This is a genomic window from Bradyrhizobium sp. USDA3516 (assembly GCF_057651995.1).
Genome location: NZ_JBYGYN010000012.1, coordinates 75,471 through 91,812, shown reverse-complemented (window position 1 = coordinate 91,812; position 16,342 = coordinate 75,471). Strand labels below are relative to the sequence as shown.

Sequence of the window (16,342 nt, the reverse complement as noted above, 5' to 3'; positions counted from 1 at the left end):
GTTCCGCCGCGGCCGGCCCCGGCTCGCTTCGGCCGCGGCGGTCATGTGCGGTTTTGTGCTGGTTTGTCCGCCCTGCTAGAGTGACCAGCCTGGAGCGGGGCTGACGATGCAGACGCAGGACAAACTCACCGACAAGCAGCTTTCGGACGAGCAGAGCCGCGAGATCGCCGAAACCATTCGCGAGGAGCTCGCCCGGCGCCGGATGTCGCGGCAGGCGCTGGCCGAGCAGGCCAAGCTTAGCCTTTCGACGCTGGAGAAGGTGCTCGGCGGCCGGCGGCCGTTCACGCTGGCGACGACAGTCCGGCTGGAGCAGGCGCTCGGCGTTTCCTTGCGCAGAAGTGTCGTCGCGGCGGCGCCCCCGGCCGCAAACGACGTCGCGCCCGACAGCCTCGGCTCCTACGCCCACCGCGCGGTGATCTGGCTCGAGGACGTCTACATCACCCTGCGGCCGTCGTTCGGCGACAAGGATGCGATCTTCGCCTACCGCACCGAGATCGCCTGGGAGCCGAAGGTCTCGTCGCTGGTCTTTCGCGAGGGCGAGCGGACCGATGCCGCCTACGAGCATACCGGCGAAGTCGCCGTCCCGCATCAGTCCGGCTTCATCTATCTCGTCATCATCAAGCACGGCCAGCACCGCGTGATCACGGTGTCGCGGCCGACGGTATCAGGCGAGATGTACGGCATCATCTCGACGCTGCGCGCCGGGCCCGGCTCGCAGCTCACGCCGATCGCCGCGCCGATCGCCTATGTGCCGCTCAGGAATATTCCAAAACCCTCCTTGGGCCGGGTTGCGCCTGAGGATCCCAACCATGCCCTGTATCGACAGCACTTGCGCCGCACGGTGGAGGAGCCGTTCGCGCTGTTTCTGACGTTGTGACCCAGGAGAGGGCCTAGCTCGAAGCGTCCGCGCCGATCAGCCACTCCGCGCAAGTGAGCGGCCAAGGTTCGAGCCATGGTGGCCGGGACGAATCCTTTCGAGGCAAGTCTCGCGATGAAGAGCCCGTTCTATACCGCCGAGCACGACGCGTTCCGCGACGTGATGCGGCGCTTCGTCGAGAAGGAGATCACCCCCTTCGCCCATGAATGGGACGAGGCCGGCGAATTCCCGCGCGAGCTCTATCGCAAGGCGGCCGAAATCGGCCTGCTGGGACTCGGATTCCCGGAGGAGTATGGCGGCATCGCCGCCGACCAGTCCATGAAGATCGTGGCGAGCCAGGAGCTTGCGCGCGCCGGCGCAGGCGGCGTCAGCGCCAGCCTGATGAGCCACACGATCGGCTCGCCGCCGATCGCGCGGGCCGCTCGGGCCGAGGTGAAGGCGCACGTGCTGCCGCAGGTGTTGGCCGGCGAGAAGATCTCCGCACTGGCGATCACCGAGCCGGGCGGCGGCTCGGATGTCGCAAACCTGCGCACCCGCGCGCGGCGCGACGGCGATCATTACGTCGTGAGCGGGGAGAAGACCTTCATCACCTCAGGCATGCGTGCCGATTATCTGACCGTTGCGGTGCGGACCGGCGGCGAGGGCGCCGGCGGCGTCAGCCTGCTCCTGATCGAAGGCGACACGCCCGGCCTGTCCAGGACCAAGCTGAAGAAGATGGGCTGGTGGGCCTCCGATACCGCGACGCTGCATTTCGACGCATGCCGCGTGCCGGCGGAGAATCTGATCGGCGAGGAGGGCCAGGGCTTCAAGATCATCATGCAGAACTTCAACAGCGAGCGCATGGGCATGGCGGCGAGCTGCACCGCCTTCGCGCGGGTCTGCCTCGACGAGGCCATCGCCTACGCCAGGGAGCGCCAGACCTTCGGCAAGCCGCTCGCGCAGCACCAGGTCATCCGCCACAAGATCGTCGACATGGCGCAGAAGGTCGCGGCATCCCAAGCCATGCTGGAGATGCTGGCCTGGCGGCTCGAGCAGGGCGAGAGCCCGGTCGCGGAGATCTGCATGATGAAGAACCAGGCGACGCAGACCATGGCGTTCTGCGCCTCGGAAGCCGTGCAGATCTTCGGCGGCGCCGGCTTCATGCGCGGCATCAAGGCCGAGCGCATCTACCGCGAGGTCAAGGTCAACGCCATCGGCGGCGGCACCGAGGAGATCATGAAGGATCTGGCGTCGCGCCAGATGGGGTTGTGAAATGTGTCGTCCCGGGGCGCGCGGAGCGCGAACCCGGGACCTAGAGCTGAGTCCCACATATCGAGATTCCGGGTTCGACGCTTCGCGCCGCCCCGGAATGACAGGAGCAAAATGCTGTTCACCGCCGACCACGACGACATCCGCCGCTCCCTGCAGAAATTCATCGCGAACGAGATCAATCCTCACGTCGACGCGTGGGAAAAGGCCGACATCTTCCCGGCGCACGAGCTGTTCAAGAAGATGGGCAGCCTCGGTTTCCTCGGCCTGAACAAGCCGGTCGAATTCGGCGGCTCGGGCCTCGACTATTCCTACGCGCTGATGATGGCGGAGGAGCTGGGCGCCATCACCTGCGGCGGCGTGCCGATGGCGATCGGAGTGCAGACGGACATGGCAACGCCGGCATTGGCGCGCTTCGGCTCCGACGAGGTTCGGCGCGAATTCCTCAGCCCCTCGATCTCCGGCGACTACGTCGCCTGCATCGGAGTCTCCGAGCCGGGCGCCGGCTCGGATGTCGCCTCGATCAAGACGAGTGCGCGCTCCGACGGCGACGATTACGTCATCAATGGCGGCAAGATGTGGATCACCAACGGCACCCAGGCCGACTGGATCTGCCTGCTCGCCAACACCGGCGACGGCCCCGTTCACCGCAACAAGTCGCTGATCTGCGTGCCCATGAAGAGCAAGGGCGTCACCGTCGCCCGCAAGCTCGACAAGATGGGCATGCGCTCCTCCGACACCGCGCAGATCTTCTTCGACAATGTCCGCGTGCCCAAGCGCAACCGGATCGGCGAGGAGGGCCAGGGTTTTACCTACCAGATGATCCAGTTCCAGGAGGAGCGGCTCTGGGGCGCGGCCGCCTGCCTGAAGGCGCACGAATACATCATCGACCAGACCATCGAATACACCCGCAACCGCAAGGCCTTCGGCAAGTCGATCCTCGACAACCAGGTCGTGCACTTCAAGCTCGCGGAGATGCAGACCGAGGTCGAGCTCCTGCGCGCGCTGATCTATCGCGCCGGCGAGCAGCTGGTCGCCGGCGAGGACGTGACGCGGCTCGCGACCATGGCCAAGCTGAAGGCCGGCCGGCTCGGTCGCGAGCTCACCGACGCCTGCTTGCAATATTGGGGCGGAATGGGCTTTACCAACGAGACGCCGGTCAGCCGCGCCTATCGCGACAGCCGCCTGACCTCGATCGGCGGCGGCGCCGACGAGGTCATGCTGATGGTGCTGTGCAAGATGATGGGGACGCTGCCGGGCAGCAAAGGGAATGCATCATGATCACGCTCTATCACTGCGAGGCCGCGCGCTCGTTCCGTCCGCTCTGGATGCTGGAGGAGATGGGGCTGCCCTATGAACTGAAGATGCTGCCGTTCCCGCCGCGCGTCTTCGCCAAGGACTATCTCGCGCTCAATCCGCTCGGCACCATCCCCTTCCTGATCGACGGCGAGACCCGGATGACGGAATCCTCCGGCATCTGCCATTACCTCGGCGTCAAATACGGCCCGACGCCCTTGATGGTCGGCCCTGAGGATCCCGCCTATGGCACGTTCCTGAACTGGATGTATTTCAGCGACGCGACGTTAACCTTCCCGCAAACGCTGGTGCTGAGATACACCCAGCTCGAGCCGGAGGAGCGCCGCAACCCGCAGGTCGCCACCGATTACGCGAAATGGTTTCTGGGGCGCCTGCACGCCGTCGAGGCAGCGACCGCGAATGCCGAAACATTGTGCGCGGGCCGCTTTACCGCCGCCGACATCGTCATCGGCTACGCGCTTCGGCTCGCGAGCAATATCGGGCTCGCCAAGGATTTTGGACCAAACGTCGCAGCCTATTGGGCGCGCCTGCAGCAGCGCGAGGGTTTCAAGCGCGCGGTTGCTGCGGAGCAAAAGGCCGGTGAAGAGCAGAATGTCGCGCCGAGGGTGAGAGCGTAAGGTCTCTGGCCGTCATTCCGGGGCGCGCAATAGCGCGAACCCCGGTGCGCCGTTGCGCACCTGAGAATCTCAAGTTCCGGGTTCAGTCCTGCGGACTGCCCGGAACGACCGGTCGTGTGTCCATGACAGCGCTATCTCACCGTGACAGCGCCCAAATTTCCGCTAAGGTGACCTCCGTCCGCAGCGGCCAGAGAGCCGCGCGAGGAGGACCCCCATGGAATATAACGGTCGCGAATCCGACCATCTGATGCTGATCACGCCGGAGCGGGTGTTCTATGCGGGCCTGCTCGGCCGTCCGCGCAAACGGACACCCGGTTGCTGCCAAATCTATGTCGCGGTGAAGGGCAATCTGCACCTGACCATCGACGACGTTCTCGCCACCGGCGAGCTGTTCGTCACCTTGCCGAACCAGCGGCATTCCATCGCCAGCGACTACCGCACCGCGATCGCCGTGACGCTGGAGCCGGAAAGCTTACCCGATGGCGCGATCGAAGCCTTGGCCGCGCGCCTGACCGGACCCGACCAGGCCGCCTATGTCCGCAAGATCCTCGCCGCCTACGCACTTTTGCGTCAGCGCCGCTATGGCGACATCACCACGGCCGAGTTCGACGAGATGTGCTTTGGCGAGGCGCTGCCGCGCCGCGTGCTGGATCCGCGCGTGATGCGTGCGGTGGCGCGCATCGAGCGCTTCTCCGGCGAGCCGGTGACGGCGGATACCTGCGCCGCTGAAGCCGGCCTCTCGGCCTCGCGCTTCCTGCACCTGTTCAAGGAGGAGACCGGCATCTCGTTCCGCTCCTTCCGCGCCTGGAAGCGCGCGCGGCACCTGCTGCACTTCGCCAACCAGGACCTCAACCTCGCCCATCTGGCGCAGGACATCGGCTATCCCGATTCCACGCATTTCAGCCACTCGATCCGCCGCTTCTACGGCTTGAAGCCGCGGGCAATCTTCGTCGGCTCGCGCGATCTTGCGATCTATCGCAGCAACGAGACGGTGCGGATGGCGGAGGCGGGCTAGCTTCGCTCTCGTAGGGTGGGCAAAGCGTAGCGCCCACCATCTTTGCCAAACACCGACAGTGGTGGGCACGGCGCAAGGGCGCCTTTGCCCACCCTACGAAAGCTCGTCTTTCCCCAGCTTCTCCGCGCAAGAAGCCGCATGTCGCGCGTCACATGATCGCAAGCGTTGAATTCTCAACGTGCGGGACATTGAACGCATGAGCGACAAGGCCGTCATCACCTGCGCGCTGAACGGCGTGCTCACCGACCCCAGGCAGCACAACGTCCCTGTGACGCCCGAGCAGATGGCGCGCGAGGCCAGGGCTGCGTTCGAGGCCGGCGCGTCCATCATGCACATCCATCTGCGCCAGCAGGCGCCGGGCAAGGGACACCTGCCGTCCTGGGAGGTCGCGGTCAGCAAGGAGATTCAGCAGGCGATCCGCGAGGCCTGCCCGGGCGTCATCATCAACCACACCTCGGGCGTATCAGGGCCGAACTATTCCGGCGCGCTCGACTGCATTCGCGAGACCAGGCCCGAGATCGCCGCCTGCAACGCAGGTTCGCTGAATTACCTGAAAGTGAAGGCCGACAACAGCTGGGCCTGGCCGCCGATGATGTTCGACAATTCGGTCGAGAAGGTGAAGGACTATCTCGACGTCATGAACGCGGTCGGCACCATCCCGGAGTTCGAGTGCTTCGACGTCGGTATCGTCCGCTGCGTCGGCATGTACCGCCAGGTTGGCATGTACAAGGGCCCGCTCGAATACAATTTCGTCATGGGCGTCGCCTCCGGCATGCCGGCCGACCCCGAATTGCTGCCGATTCTGATCAAGCTGAAGCGCCCCGAGGCGCATTGGCAGGTCACCGCCATCGGCCGCGAGGAGATCTGGCCGCTGCACCAGCGCTGCGCCGAGCTCGGCGGTCACCTGCGCACCGGTCTCGAGGACACCTTCTATCTCGCCGACGGCAGGAAGGTGACGTCGAACGGCCAGCTGATCGAAGCGATCGCCGCCTGCGCAAGGCGCGCCGGCCGCGAGATCGCAAGCCCCGCCGAGGCGCGGAAGATCTTTGGGACGAATCGCTGAATACCCCCGTCGTTCCGGGGCGATGCGCAGCATCGAACCCGGAACCTCGAGATTCCGGGTTCACGCTTCGCGTGCCCCGGAATGACGATCAAGGTGTGTCATGTCCATCCTCGAAAACACCGTTTCCCCCGGCAGCGCCGCCTACCAGGCCAACCGCGACGGCATGCTCGGCCTGATCGACCGCATGCGCGCGCTGGAAGAGCGCACGCGCGTCGCATCGGCCGCGGCCAAGGACCGCTTCCACAAGCGCGGCCAGCTGCTGCCGCGCGAGCGCGTGGCGCTGGTGCTCGATCCAGGTAGCCCCTTCATCGAGCTCTCGACGCTCGCCGGCTACATGTTCGACGTGCCGGATGCGAGCAGAAGCGTGCCGGGCGGCGGCGTCATCGCCGGCATCGGCTTCGTCTCGGGCATCCGCTGCATGGTCAGCGCCAGCGATTCCGGCATCGATGCCGGCGCGCTGCAGCCTTACGGCCTCGACAAGACGCTGCGGGTGCAGGAGCTCGCGCTGGAGAACAAGCTGCCTTATGTGCAGCTGGTCGAAAGCGCCGGCGCCAATCTCTTGCGCTACCGCGTCGAGGATTTCGTTCGCGGCGGCAACATCTTCCGCAATTTGGCGCGGCTCTCGGCTGCGGGACTGCCGGTCGTCACCGTCACGCACGGCTCCTCCACCGCCGGCGGCGCCTACCAGACCGGCCTCTCCGACTACATCGTCATGGTCCGCGGCCGCACCCGCGCCTTCCTCGCAGGGCCCCCGCTGCTGAAGGCCGCGACCGGCGAGATCGCGACCGAGGAGGAGCTCGGCGGCGCCGAGATGCATACGCAGATCTCCGGCCTCGGCGATTACCTCGCCGAGGACGATCGCGACGCATTGCGCATCGCGCGCGAAATCATGGCGGCGCTGCAATGGGAGCGGCCGGGCAAAGCCTCGGTGCAATTCAAGCCGCCGCGCTACGACCAGGACGAGCTGCTCGGCATCATGCCGATGGACCACAAGCGCCCGGTCGACATGAAACAGGTGATCGCGCGCATCGTCGACGATTCCGATTTCACCGAGATGGCGCCGAATTACGGCCCGGCCACGGTCTGCGGCCATGCCCGCATCGAAGGCCAGGCCATCGGCATCATCACCAACAACGGCCCGCTCGATCCCGCCGGCGCCAACAAGGCGACGCATTTCATCCAGGCCTGCTGCCAGACCCGCACGCCGCTGCTCTATCTCAACAACACCACCGGCTACATGGTCGGGAAGGCCTATGAAGAGGCCGGCATGATCAAGCACGGCTCCAAGATGATCCAGGCGGTGACCTCGGCGACGGTGCCGCAGATCACCATCTATTGCGGCGCCTCGTTCGGCGCCGGCAATTACGGCATGTGCGGCCGCGGCTTCCATCCGCGCTTCTGCTTCTCCTGGCCCAACGCCAAGACCGCGGTGATGGGCGGCGAGCAGGCCGCCGAGACCATGGCGATCGTGACCGAGGCGGCCGCAGCTCGCCGCGGCAAGCCGATCGAGAAGGACAGGCTGGACGCCATGAAGGCCGAGATCATCGGCGTGTTCGACGGCCAGATGGACGTGTTCTCCACCAGCGCCCGCGTGCTCGACGACGGCGTGATCGATCCGCGCGACACCCGCGCGGTGCTGTCGGAGGTGCTCGCGATCTGCCGCGAGGGCGATGCGCGCACGCCCCAACGCATGCAGTTTTCGGTGGCCCGCCCATGAGGAACGGATCAGTGCAGCAGCGGCCGTTCTACAAGGTTCTGGTCGCCAACCGCGGCGAGATCGCGCTGCGCGTGATGCGCAGCGCACGGCAGCTCGGCCTTGGCGTCGTCGCGGTGTATTCCGATGCGGATCGCGATGCGCTCCATGTGAAGCAGGCGGATCAGGCCGTGCGCATCGGCGAAGCCTTGCTGGCGCAATCCTATCTCAACATTCCCGCGATCATCGAAGCGGCCAAGGCCAGCGGCGCGGATGCCGTTCACCCCGGCTATGGCTTTCTCGCCGAGAACGAGGCGTTTGCGCGCGCCTGCAAGGACGCCGGCCTCGTCTTCATCGGCCCGTCGCCGCAGGCGATCGAGGCGATGGGCAACAAGGCCGGCGCCAAGGAGATCATGAAGAAGGCCGGCGTTCCCATCGTGCCAGGCTACCAGGGCACTGAGCAGGGCGACGAGGTCATGCTTGCGGAAGCCGGAAAGATCGGCTTTCCCGTGATGATCAAGGCCGTCGCGGGCGGCGGCGGCCGCGGCATGCGGCTCGTCACTGATGCCGCGTCTTTCCCCGATGCGCTGCGCAGCGCGCGATCGGAAGCGAAGGCCGCGTTCGGCGATGCTACCGTCATCCTCGAGCGCGCCATCCGGAATCCGCGCCACATCGAGATCCAGGTGTTCGGCGACAGCCACGGCAACGCGATCCATCTCGGCGAGCGCGACTGCTCGGTGCAGCGGCGGCATCAGAAGCTGATCGAGGAGGCGCCGTCACCCGCGGTCACGCCGGAGCTGCGCGCCAGGATGGGCGAGGTTGCGGTCGCCGCCGTGAAGGCGCTGCGCTATGAGGGCGCCGGCACGCTGGAATTCCTGCTCGATGCCAGCGGCGCGTTCTACTTCATGGAGATGAACACGCGCCTGCAGGTCGAGCATCCCGTCACCGAGGCGATCAGCGGGCTCGATCTCGTCGAGCTGCAGCTGCGCGTCGCGCGCGGCGAGGCGTTGCCGATAAAGCAGCAGGACGTCAAGTTCTCCGGCCATGCCATCGAGGTGCGGCTCTGCTCGGAAGATGCCGCGCACGACTTCATGCCGCAGTCCGGCCGCATGGCGCGCTGGCAAGTGCCCGACGGCATCCGTGTCGAGCACGCGCTGCGATCGGGCTCGGAGATTCCGCCGTTCTACGATTCCATGATCGCCAAGATGATCAGCCACGGCGCCAATCGCGAGGAGGCGAGGGGGCGGCTGATTGTCGGCCTCGAGCAGCTCACGGCGTTCGGCGTGACCACCAACCAGGCGTTCCTGATGTCGTGTCTGCGCCATCCCGGCTTTGCCAAGGGCGAAGCGACGACGGCGTTCATCGGCGCCTATCGCGACGAGCTGCTCGCGCCGCGTGCGGACGCGGCGTTCGAGACGGCGCTGGCAGGCCTGCTGCTCTACGTCACCAACCCGCGCGCGCCGTCGTGGCAGGACGGGCGCAGCCTCGCCGCCACCTTTCCGCTGCCGGCGAAAATCGAGATAGCCGGCGAGGCGAACGAACTCGACATCACGCGCGAACGCGACGGCAGCTACACGGTCATTGCTGACGGCCGCCAGCATAAGTTCGAGATCGAGCAGCTCGATCCCGACGCCATCCGCTTCCGCCACGCCGGCGTGATGGACAGCGCAAGATTCCTGCGTGATGGCGATCGCCTGTACCTCCAGCATCGCGGCATCCCGCTCGCCGTCACCGATCTCACGCTGGCCGCGCCGAAGGCCGCCGCAAGCAACGGCGGTGACGGCAAGGTGCGCGCCGCCATGAACGGCCGCGTCGTCGCCGTGCTGGTCAAGCTTGGAGACCGCGTCACCGCCGGCCAGCCGGTGCTGACGCTGGAGGCGATGAAGATGGAGCACGTCCACAAGGCCGGCATCGACGGCGTGGTCGGCGCGATCGACGTCTCCGAGGGCGAGCAGGTCACGACGGGCCGGATCGTCGCGGAGATCGGGGCGGGATAGTCTCGCTCTCGTCATTGCGAGCGTAGCGAAACAATCCAGAATCTCTCCGCGGGACAGTCTGGATTGCTTCGCTGCGCTCGCAATGACTTTGGCGGCCTCTGCGCCTTGAGCTTTCGCGAGTGTTCTGGACAGGACGAATCGCGTGCCGCTGAAAAAGCACATGATTTCAAGGGTATGGAGCGTCGACCCGCCGGACTATTATTCCGATTGAACTTCGTTCATTTTCTCGGCTACAAACATTGAACAAAGTTCAATTCAGGAGCCACGTATGTTCCGCACCCATGATCGCCCCCAAGCGGCCGATGTCATACTCCCCTCAGCGTCCCGCCGTTTCTCCGTCGCTGCCCCGAAAGCCCGCGAAAAATATCTGATGGGCGCAATATTCGTTCTCGCACTCGCCGCACTCTTCGCGCCCGGATTACCCGCCGCCGCCTGGCACATCCCGCATTTCGTCGATAGCCGCGCCTTCCTCGGCGTACCCAACGCCGGCGATGTGCTGAGCAATCTCGCCTTTCTCGCGATGGGCGTCTGGGGCTCGGAGCGGCTGCGTGCCCGCAAGGATGCGCCGGTGGGCGCGAGCTGGTTCTTCGTAGGACTTATCCTCACATGCCTCGGCTCGGGCTTCTATCATCTCGACCCCGACGTGCCGCAACGGCTCATCGCCGATCGTCTCGGCATGGCGGTCGCGTTCGCAGGCTTTCTGGGCATGGCGGCCAGCGAGCGCATCAGCACGCGCGCGGGCGAAGCGGTGCTCGTGCTGACGATGGTCGCGGGCCTGCTGGCGGCCTGGGTGGCCCGCGAGAATCTCACGCCTTGGGTGGTGGTGCAGTTCGGCGGCATGGCGCTGGTCGTGGGCCTCGCATTCACACGCCCGCGGCCCGGCGCGCTTGGCGTGCCGCTCGGTGGCGTCATCGTCTTCTATGTGCTGGCCAAGCTGTTCGAGCTCGGCGATGTGACCGTGTTCGAAGCGACCGGGCACATGGTCTCGGGCCACACGCTCAAGCATCTCGCCGCCGCGCTCGCGGCCTGGCCGGTGATCCGGGCGCTGGGATCGAGGCCGTATCCGCATTAACGGGCCGGGCGCCGCCTGATGTCGGCTTCGCCTCAACATCGGCGGAGAAGCAGCAATCCGCCAACATCGCCGAAGGGCTAGAAGCGGACTCCCACGGTGTAAGAGCACAACAAATGTCAAATGATTGATCTTCTTGACGAGCGTGCGCCGGTTCCATATTAGCAGCACATGCCGCCATCGGAGCCGGAGAAGGTCGGATGAACTCGTCCAGCCAGTGAGCGGGGGCGTATATGGCTTCGGTGTTTTTGGTAGAGGATGAAGTACTCATCCGTATGATGGTTGCTGACATGTTGGCGGATCTTGGCCATACGGTCGCGGCGGAAGCTGGGGATCTGCAGTCGGCATTGGAGCTCGCCAATAACGCGGACTTTGACGTGGCAGTCCTCGATGTGCAGCTAGGCCGAGATGGCATCGAGCCCGTGGCGAGGGCTCTCGCACATCGCAATATTCCATTCGCCTTCGCAAGCGGTTATGGAGCGGACGGATTGCCTGAAGAATTTCGCGGACGGCCATGGCTGCAAAAGCCTTTTCCAACCGAGGAGCTTGAACGCTGCATTGGTCGATTGCTGGCCTAGTTTGAAAAGACGAGCAACTGCTCCCGCCTTCGTTTTGCTGAGGACAACGCGCTCCTTCGGACGGGCTTGGTTCCGGAAGGCCACAAGGGCCACAAGGGCCACAAGCCTGTATTGGTGCCGCTTCGCATCGGTGGCCCACCTACAGGGCCTACCAGCGAATAGGATGCAGTCCTCCTGACAGACAGACCATCCAAGCCAGTGAGGCGGGCAGCATGAGTTGGCGAAGCGTAGCATCAGGTAGGCGGCTTTAAGCCCGGTGAGTTCAGCCATTCGGTCAGGTGCGATGCTGTTTCGGCCTGCCGTGATTTCCGCAACACGTTCTCGCGCACAGCGCCAGGTGGTAGCAACTTGGCTTCGGCGCGCAGCCGCTTCGCTTCCTCTGCAAGACGTTCGACAAGAGATGACGTTTGCTTAAACCGGCGACGCTTCTGCATGAGGGCACCTTCGATTTCGCGCGGGTCCTAACCGCGGAGTTGGCGATGCCGGAGTTTAAGTTCGCGTTCGGCAAACCGTCTGTCCACCGCCCGACACATTGCATGGAGTTGAATCGACGTGGCAGCAGCGCCGCGTGCCTCGACGAGCTCGGTCTGTCTAGTCTATGCGGTCGGTCCCCTATTTGGGATGCAGCGCCAGCTTTTGGGCTTCGAGGTCCCCGATAAGCCGCTTGATCCCGTCCGAGGTCTGTTGATCCGTGACCCTGCTGTCGAGAGCCCGGTAATGGTCGATACGTTCATCAAGGGGTTTGCACTTTTCACACATGGCGCGCCTCATTTAGGCGGGAGCGCTGTGTCTCTCAGTCACCGATAGTTGCCACGAATTGCGCGGTGATCCCGTCATAGTACCCCTTATGTCGGGTTCCCGACAGACCAAAGTAAACCGAGTTGGAGCGCTGTTTATGTCGGGTAGGCGGCAGACTGCGCGCTTGGAACGTGATTTGATGCGAGCATTATCGGCCATAACACCTGGGCGTCGGTAACTGAGAGTTTTGTGCTCCCGCCTTTCGGCAGCGGAGCACGTACCCTGATACATCAGAATTTATTGCTCGGCTCCCTTTCGGAGGCCGACATGACAGCACTCACGCCTCATCTGCGTCTGGTCACTCTCGAGCACAAACGAGTTCTCTACGATGCCGGCGACAGGGTTCTTAACGTCTATTTTCCCACGACGTCGGTGGTTTCGCTGGTGGTGGGCTTGACCACGGGTGAGCAGGTGGAAGCTGCGATGGTGGGCAAAGACGGCGTCGTGGGCGCAGGCCACGCACTGGATGGCAAGATGTCTCTGAATCGCGCCATCGTGCAGCTCGCGGGCGATGCGGTGGAGTGCGATGTCGATGCTTTGGCGGAGGCTGCCTTTAAGAGCCGCAGCTTGATGTCGGCCCTGATCCGTAACGAGCAGGTTGTGTACGCACAGGCGCAGCAGTCGGTTGCTTGCATGGCAACGCACGATACTCTGGCTCGGCTTTGTCGTTGGCTGCTGCGTGCCCGCGATCTTTCGGGAAGGGACGACCTGCATTTCACGCAAGAATTCCTTGCAGAGATGTTGGGCGTGCAGAGGACAAGTGTGAGTCCCGTAGCACACACGCTACAGCAAGCGGGCATGATTAAATATGCTAGGGGCCGCATCGACATCTTGAATGTAGAGGCGCTGAGGGAAAGTGCGTGCGAGTGCTACGAAAGCGTCAAGCTTCACTACAAAAAGACGGTTGGTGCCAGTAAGTCCCAGGACCGTTAACCGTGCTTAGCGGGAGGCTGCATTAGTTCTCCTACGGGTCCAAAAGCGGTAACGCTCTGCCAGCAGAAGATGTCCGCTCTTCCTTCAGGAACTGACATTGCTTTCATGAGTCCGCGCCCTAGCGGCCTCGCCCCGTCCCGTCATTGAGCAAACACGCCACCTGATGCCCGTCGCCGGCATCCAGCAGCGCCGGCCGCTCCGTCCTGCATCGCTCCATCGCAAACCGGCAGCGGGTGTGGAATGCGCAGCCTGAGGGCGGGTTGACCGGGCTCGGCACGTCGCCGTCGACCAGTGGCGCGAGCTTCTTCGCCAGCGGATTGGCGACCGGCACCGAGGCGAGCAGGGCCTGGGTGTAGGGATGCCTGGGATTGCGGAATAGCTCGTCCTTGTCGGCGATCTCGACGATGCGGCCGAGATACATCACGGCGACGCGGTGGCTGATATGCGCGACGACGGCGAGGTCGTGCGCGATGAAGAGGTATGAGAAGCCGTGCTGGTGCTGCAGGTCGATCAGGAGGTTGATCACCTGGGCCTGGATCGAGACGTCGAGCGCGGAGACCGGCTCGTCGCAGACGATCAGGCGTGGCCCCAGCGCCAGCGCGCGGGCGATGCAGATGCGCTGGCGCTGGCCGCCCGAGAATTGATGCGGGAAATTGCGCATCTGGTCGGGCCGCAACCCCACCTGCTCGAACAGTGTTGCGACCCGTGCTTCCAGCTCCTTGCCGGTCGCGAGCCCATGCACGGCGATCGGCTCGCCGACGATATCGCCGGCGGTCATGCGCGGGTTGAGCGAGGCGAACGGATCCTGGAACACGATCTGCATCGAGCGGCGATGCGGCCGCAGCGCCGTCTTCGAAAGATGCGTGATGTCCTCACCGTCGAGGCGGATCTGCCCCGAGGTCGGCTCGACCAGCCGTAGCACGCTGCGCGCCACCGTGGACTTGCCGCAGCCGGATTCGCCGACGAGGCCGAGCGTCTCGCCTTTGCCAAGCGCGAACGAGACGCCATCGACCGCGTGCACGGTGCCGACCTGCCGGCGCAACACGCCGGCGCGCACGGGATAGTGCTTCCTGAGATCGGTGACTTCGAGCAGCGCCTCGGTCATGCCACCTCCGCGACTTCTTCCGCGCGCCAGCACGCGGCCAGATGCCCGCCGCCCCAATCCGCCAGCGGCGGATATTCGGCTTCGCAACGCTTGATGGCGAGCTTGCAGCGCGGCGCGAAGGCGCAGCCTTGCGGCAGCCGCACCAGCGAGGGCACCGTGCCGGGGATTTCGTTCAGCCGCGCCTGCGCGGCGACGCCGGAGGCCGGAACAGTCGGGATCGAGGCCATCAGCCCGCGCGTATAGGGATGCTTCGGCGCGGCGAACAGCGCCTCGACGCTGGCCTCCTCGACCTTCCGCCCCGCATACATCACGATCACGCGCTGCGCGGTCTGCGCGACGACGCCGAGATCGTGCGTGATCAGCACCAGCCCGGTGCCGAGCTCCTTCTGCAGGTCGAGGATCAGCGCCAGGATCTGCGCCTGGATGGTGACGTCGAGCGCCGTGGTCGGCTCGTCCGCGATCAGAAGTGCCGGCCGGCACGCCAGCGCCATCGCGATCATCGCGCGCTGGCGCATGCCGCCCGAGAGCTGATGCGGATATTCGCGCGCCCGCCGCGCCGGCTCGGGGATGCGCACCAGCCGCAGCATCTCGACGGCGATGCCTTGCGCCTGTTTCGACGAGATGTTCCGATGCAGCCGCACCGCCTCGACGATCTGGTCGCCGATCCGCATCACCGGATTGAGCGAGGTCATCGGCTCCTGGAAGATCATGGAGATGCGATTGCCCCGGACGCTGCGCATCTGCGCCTCATCCAGCGCCAGCAGGTCGGTGCCTTCCAGCGTGACGGAGCCGCCGACGATGCGGCCGGGCGGATCGGGCACGAGCCGCATCAGCGACAGCGCGGTGACGCTCTTGCCGCAGCCGGATTCGCCGACGATCGCCAGCGTCTCGCCGCGCCTCACGCTGAAGGAGAGGTCGTCGACCGCCCTGAACAGGCCGGAATTGGTGAAGAACACCGTCTTCAGGTTCTTCACGTCGAGCACGAGATCGGTCTTGTCCGCCATCAGCCGCGCTGCCTCGGATCCAGGATGTCGCGCAGGGCATCGCCGAACAAATTGGCGCCGAACACGGCGAGGCTGATCGCGATCCCCGGGAAGATCACCAGCCACGGCGCGGTGCGGACATATTCGGCGGCGGATTCGGACAGCATGCGTCCCCATGACGGATACGGCTCGGGAATGCCGAGGCCGAGGAAGGACAGCGAAGCCTCGGTCAGGATGGTCGAGCCGAGCTGGGCGGTGGCGAGCACGATCAGCGGCGCCAGTGTGTTCGGCAGCACGTGGCGCAGCGCAATCCGCATCTCGCTCATACCGATCGATTTGGCCGCCTCCACGAATGGCTGCTCGCGCAGCGCCAGGGTGTTGGCGCGGATGACGCGCGCCACCGTCGGGATCAGCGGAATGGCGATGGCGATGATCACGTTCGGCAGCGACGGCCCGAGCGCGGCCGTCATCACCAGCGCCAGCACCAAGAGCGGCAGCGCCTGCAGCACGTCGGAGACGCGCTGGAACACCAGATCGACCCAGCCCGAGAGATAGCCGGAGGTGAGGCCGACGATCACGCCGATGGTGCCGCCGAGCACGGTCGAGCCGATGCCGACCGCGAGCGAGATCCGCGCGCCGTGGATGATGCGGCTGAACACGTCACGGCCGAACGAATCGGTGCCCATCCAGTGCGCCAGGCTCGGGCGGGCCAGCGCGCGGGCGGAATCGACCGTCAGCGGATCATAGCGCGCAATAAAATCGGCGAAGATCGCCGTCAGCACGAACAGCGTCATGATGACGAGCCCGGCCGCGCCCAGCACGTGCCGCTGCGCCATGAACAGCACGCGCCGCCAGCCCCCGGTCGCATGCGCCCCGGCGCGCCTCAGCTCAACGTCGAAGTCGATCGCGGCCATATGAGCTCTATCTTCCCCCTCTCCCCGCCTGCGGGGAGAGGGTTGGGGTGAGGGGGGCTCTCCGCAGGAGAGGTGAGAGTTGGACTCGTGGAGAGTCCCCCTCACCCGGATTGCTGCGCAATCCGACCTGTCCCC

At 65.3% G+C, this 16,342-nt stretch carries 15 protein-coding genes; 11 read left to right on the top strand and 4 right to left on the bottom strand.

The window, feature by feature from the left end:
• The first annotated feature begins 106 nt into the window (after nt 1-106).
• The 10 genes from AC24YW_RS31150 to AC24YW_RS31105 all read left to right on the top strand — a co-directional run bounded on the left by AC24YW_RS31150 (nt 107) and on the right by AC24YW_RS31105 (nt 11,474).
• On the top strand, nt 107-877 hold the full coding sequence (locus AC24YW_RS31150) for a helix-turn-helix domain-containing protein (RefSeq protein ID WP_487486301.1): 771 nt from the start codon (nt 107-109) through the stop codon (nt 875-877).
• A 114-nt stretch (nt 878-991) separates the two neighbouring features.
• A complete protein-coding gene (locus AC24YW_RS31145; RefSeq protein ID WP_487486462.1) occupies nt 992-2,128 on the top strand; it encodes an acyl-CoA dehydrogenase family protein in 1,137 nt (378 codons plus the stop codon).
• A gap of 111 nt (nt 2,129-2,239) precedes the next feature.
• Nucleotides 2,240-3,406, top strand: coding sequence for an acyl-CoA dehydrogenase family protein (locus AC24YW_RS31140; RefSeq protein WP_487486300.1), 1,167 nt, complete (start codon nt 2,240-2,242; stop codon nt 3,404-3,406).
• Nucleotides 3,403-4,059 (top strand): glutathione S-transferase family protein, encoded by a 657-nt coding sequence (locus tag AC24YW_RS31135; protein ID WP_487486299.1) that lies wholly within the window; start codon nt 3,403-3,405, stop codon nt 4,057-4,059. Before AC24YW_RS31140 ends, AC24YW_RS31135 begins: the two co-directional genes overlap by 4 nt.
• A 214-nt stretch (nt 4,060-4,273) precedes the next feature.
• Entirely contained in the window at nt 4,274-5,074 is an 801-nt protein-coding gene (locus tag AC24YW_RS31130; RefSeq protein ID WP_487486298.1) for a helix-turn-helix domain-containing protein, read from the top strand.
• Nucleotides 5,075-5,270: 196 nt separating this feature from the next.
• Nucleotides 5,271-6,137, top strand: coding sequence for a beta-keto acid cleavage family enzyme (locus AC24YW_RS31125; protein WP_487486297.1), 867 nt, complete (start codon nt 5,271-5,273; stop codon nt 6,135-6,137).
• A 100-nt stretch (nt 6,138-6,237) separates the two neighbouring features.
• Nucleotides 6,238-7,854: an acyl-CoA carboxylase subunit beta gene (locus AC24YW_RS31120; RefSeq protein WP_487486296.1), complete on the top strand. Its 1,617-nt coding sequence runs from the start codon at nt 6,238-6,240 to the stop codon at nt 7,852-7,854.
• Nucleotides 7,851-9,827 carry an acetyl/propionyl/methylcrotonyl-CoA carboxylase subunit alpha gene (locus tag AC24YW_RS31115; RefSeq protein ID WP_487486295.1) on the top strand — a complete coding sequence of 659 codons (1,977 nt, stop codon included), beginning with the start codon at nt 7,851-7,853 and terminating at the stop codon, nt 9,825-9,827. Before AC24YW_RS31120 ends, AC24YW_RS31115 begins: the two co-directional genes overlap by 4 nt.
• Before the next feature lie 370 nt (nt 9,828-10,197).
• Nucleotides 10,198-10,899 carry a hypothetical protein gene (locus tag AC24YW_RS31110; protein WP_487486294.1) on the top strand — a complete coding sequence of 234 codons (702 nt, stop codon included), beginning with the start codon at nt 10,198-10,200 and terminating at the stop codon, nt 10,897-10,899.
• Between the two features lie 230 nt (nt 10,900-11,129).
• Nucleotides 11,130-11,474: a response regulator gene (locus AC24YW_RS31105; RefSeq protein WP_487486293.1), complete on the top strand. Its 345-nt coding sequence runs from the start codon at nt 11,130-11,132 to the stop codon at nt 11,472-11,474.
• 233 nt (nt 11,475-11,707) lie between these two features.
• Here AC24YW_RS31105 and AC24YW_RS31100 read toward each other — a convergent pair whose 3' ends face one another.
• Nucleotides 11,708-11,908: a hypothetical protein gene (locus AC24YW_RS31100; RefSeq protein ID WP_487486292.1), complete on the bottom strand. Its 201-nt coding sequence runs from the start codon at nt 11,906-11,908 to the stop codon at nt 11,708-11,710.
• A gap of 631 nt (nt 11,909-12,539) precedes the next feature.
• Between AC24YW_RS31100 and AC24YW_RS31095 the strand changes: the two genes are divergently transcribed.
• The gene (locus tag AC24YW_RS31095; protein ID WP_487486291.1) at nt 12,540-13,205 is read left to right on the top strand and encodes a Crp/Fnr family transcriptional regulator; all 666 of its coding nucleotides are present in this window, start codon (nt 12,540-12,542) and stop codon (nt 13,203-13,205) included.
• A gap of 118 nt (nt 13,206-13,323) precedes the next feature.
• Here AC24YW_RS31095 and AC24YW_RS31090 read toward each other — a convergent pair whose 3' ends face one another.
• From AC24YW_RS31090 to AC24YW_RS31080, 3 genes are read right to left on the bottom strand one after another with little or no spacing between them, the layout of a single operon-like run.
• Nucleotides 13,324-14,310 (bottom strand): ABC transporter ATP-binding protein, encoded by a 987-nt coding sequence (locus tag AC24YW_RS31090; protein WP_487486290.1) that lies wholly within the window; start codon nt 14,308-14,310, stop codon nt 13,324-13,326.
• Nucleotides 14,307-15,314: an ABC transporter ATP-binding protein gene (locus AC24YW_RS31085; RefSeq protein WP_487486289.1), complete on the bottom strand. Its 1,008-nt coding sequence runs from the start codon at nt 15,312-15,314 to the stop codon at nt 14,307-14,309. The genes AC24YW_RS31090 and AC24YW_RS31085 overlap by 4 nt, the downstream gene beginning before the upstream one ends.
• Nucleotides 15,314-16,207: an ABC transporter permease gene (locus AC24YW_RS31080; RefSeq protein WP_487486288.1), complete on the bottom strand. Its 894-nt coding sequence runs from the start codon at nt 16,205-16,207 to the stop codon at nt 15,314-15,316. Before AC24YW_RS31080 ends, AC24YW_RS31085 begins: the two co-directional genes overlap by 1 nt.
• Nucleotides 16,208-16,342 lie beyond the last annotated feature (135 nt).

What these genes read in the sequence shown, in the direction of transcription:
- AC24YW_RS31110 (WP_487486294.1), top strand. Translation starts at nt 10,198, where the DNA reads ATGGGCGCAATATTCGTTCTCGCACTCGCCGCACTCTTCGCGCCCGGA.
- AC24YW_RS31115 (WP_487486295.1), top strand. Translation starts at nt 7,851, where the DNA reads ATGAGGAACGGATCAGTGCAGCAGCGGCCGTTCTACAAGGTTCTGGTC.
- AC24YW_RS31105 (WP_487486293.1), top strand. Translation starts at nt 11,130, where the DNA reads ATGGCTTCGGTGTTTTTGGTAGAGGATGAAGTACTCATCCGTATGATG.
- AC24YW_RS31090 (WP_487486290.1), bottom strand. Translation starts at nt 14,310, where the DNA reads ATGACCGAGGCGCTGCTCGAAGTCACCGATCTCAGGAAGCACTATCCC.
- AC24YW_RS31120 (WP_487486296.1), top strand. Translation starts at nt 6,238, where the DNA reads ATGTCCATCCTCGAAAACACCGTTTCCCCCGGCAGCGCCGCCTACCAG.
- AC24YW_RS31085 (WP_487486289.1), bottom strand. Translation starts at nt 15,314, where the DNA reads ATGGCGGACAAGACCGATCTCGTGCTCGACGTGAAGAACCTGAAGACG.
- AC24YW_RS31100 (WP_487486292.1), bottom strand. Translation starts at nt 11,908, where the DNA reads ATGCAGAAGCGTCGCCGGTTTAAGCAAACGTCATCTCTTGTCGAACGT.
- AC24YW_RS31080 (WP_487486288.1), bottom strand. Translation starts at nt 16,207, where the DNA reads ATGGCCGCGATCGACTTCGACGTTGAGCTGAGGCGCGCCGGGGCGCAT.
- AC24YW_RS31095 (WP_487486291.1), top strand. Translation starts at nt 12,540, where the DNA reads ATGACAGCACTCACGCCTCATCTGCGTCTGGTCACTCTCGAGCACAAA.
- AC24YW_RS31140 (WP_487486300.1), top strand. Translation starts at nt 2,240, where the DNA reads ATGCTGTTCACCGCCGACCACGACGACATCCGCCGCTCCCTGCAGAAA.
- AC24YW_RS31135 (WP_487486299.1), top strand. Translation starts at nt 3,403, where the DNA reads ATGATCACGCTCTATCACTGCGAGGCCGCGCGCTCGTTCCGTCCGCTC.
- AC24YW_RS31125 (WP_487486297.1), top strand. Translation starts at nt 5,271, where the DNA reads ATGAGCGACAAGGCCGTCATCACCTGCGCGCTGAACGGCGTGCTCACC.
- AC24YW_RS31145 (WP_487486462.1), top strand. Translation starts at nt 992, where the DNA reads ATGAAGAGCCCGTTCTATACCGCCGAGCACGACGCGTTCCGCGACGTG.
- AC24YW_RS31150 (WP_487486301.1), top strand. Translation starts at nt 107, where the DNA reads ATGCAGACGCAGGACAAACTCACCGACAAGCAGCTTTCGGACGAGCAG.
- AC24YW_RS31130 (WP_487486298.1), top strand. Translation starts at nt 4,274, where the DNA reads ATGGAATATAACGGTCGCGAATCCGACCATCTGATGCTGATCACGCCG.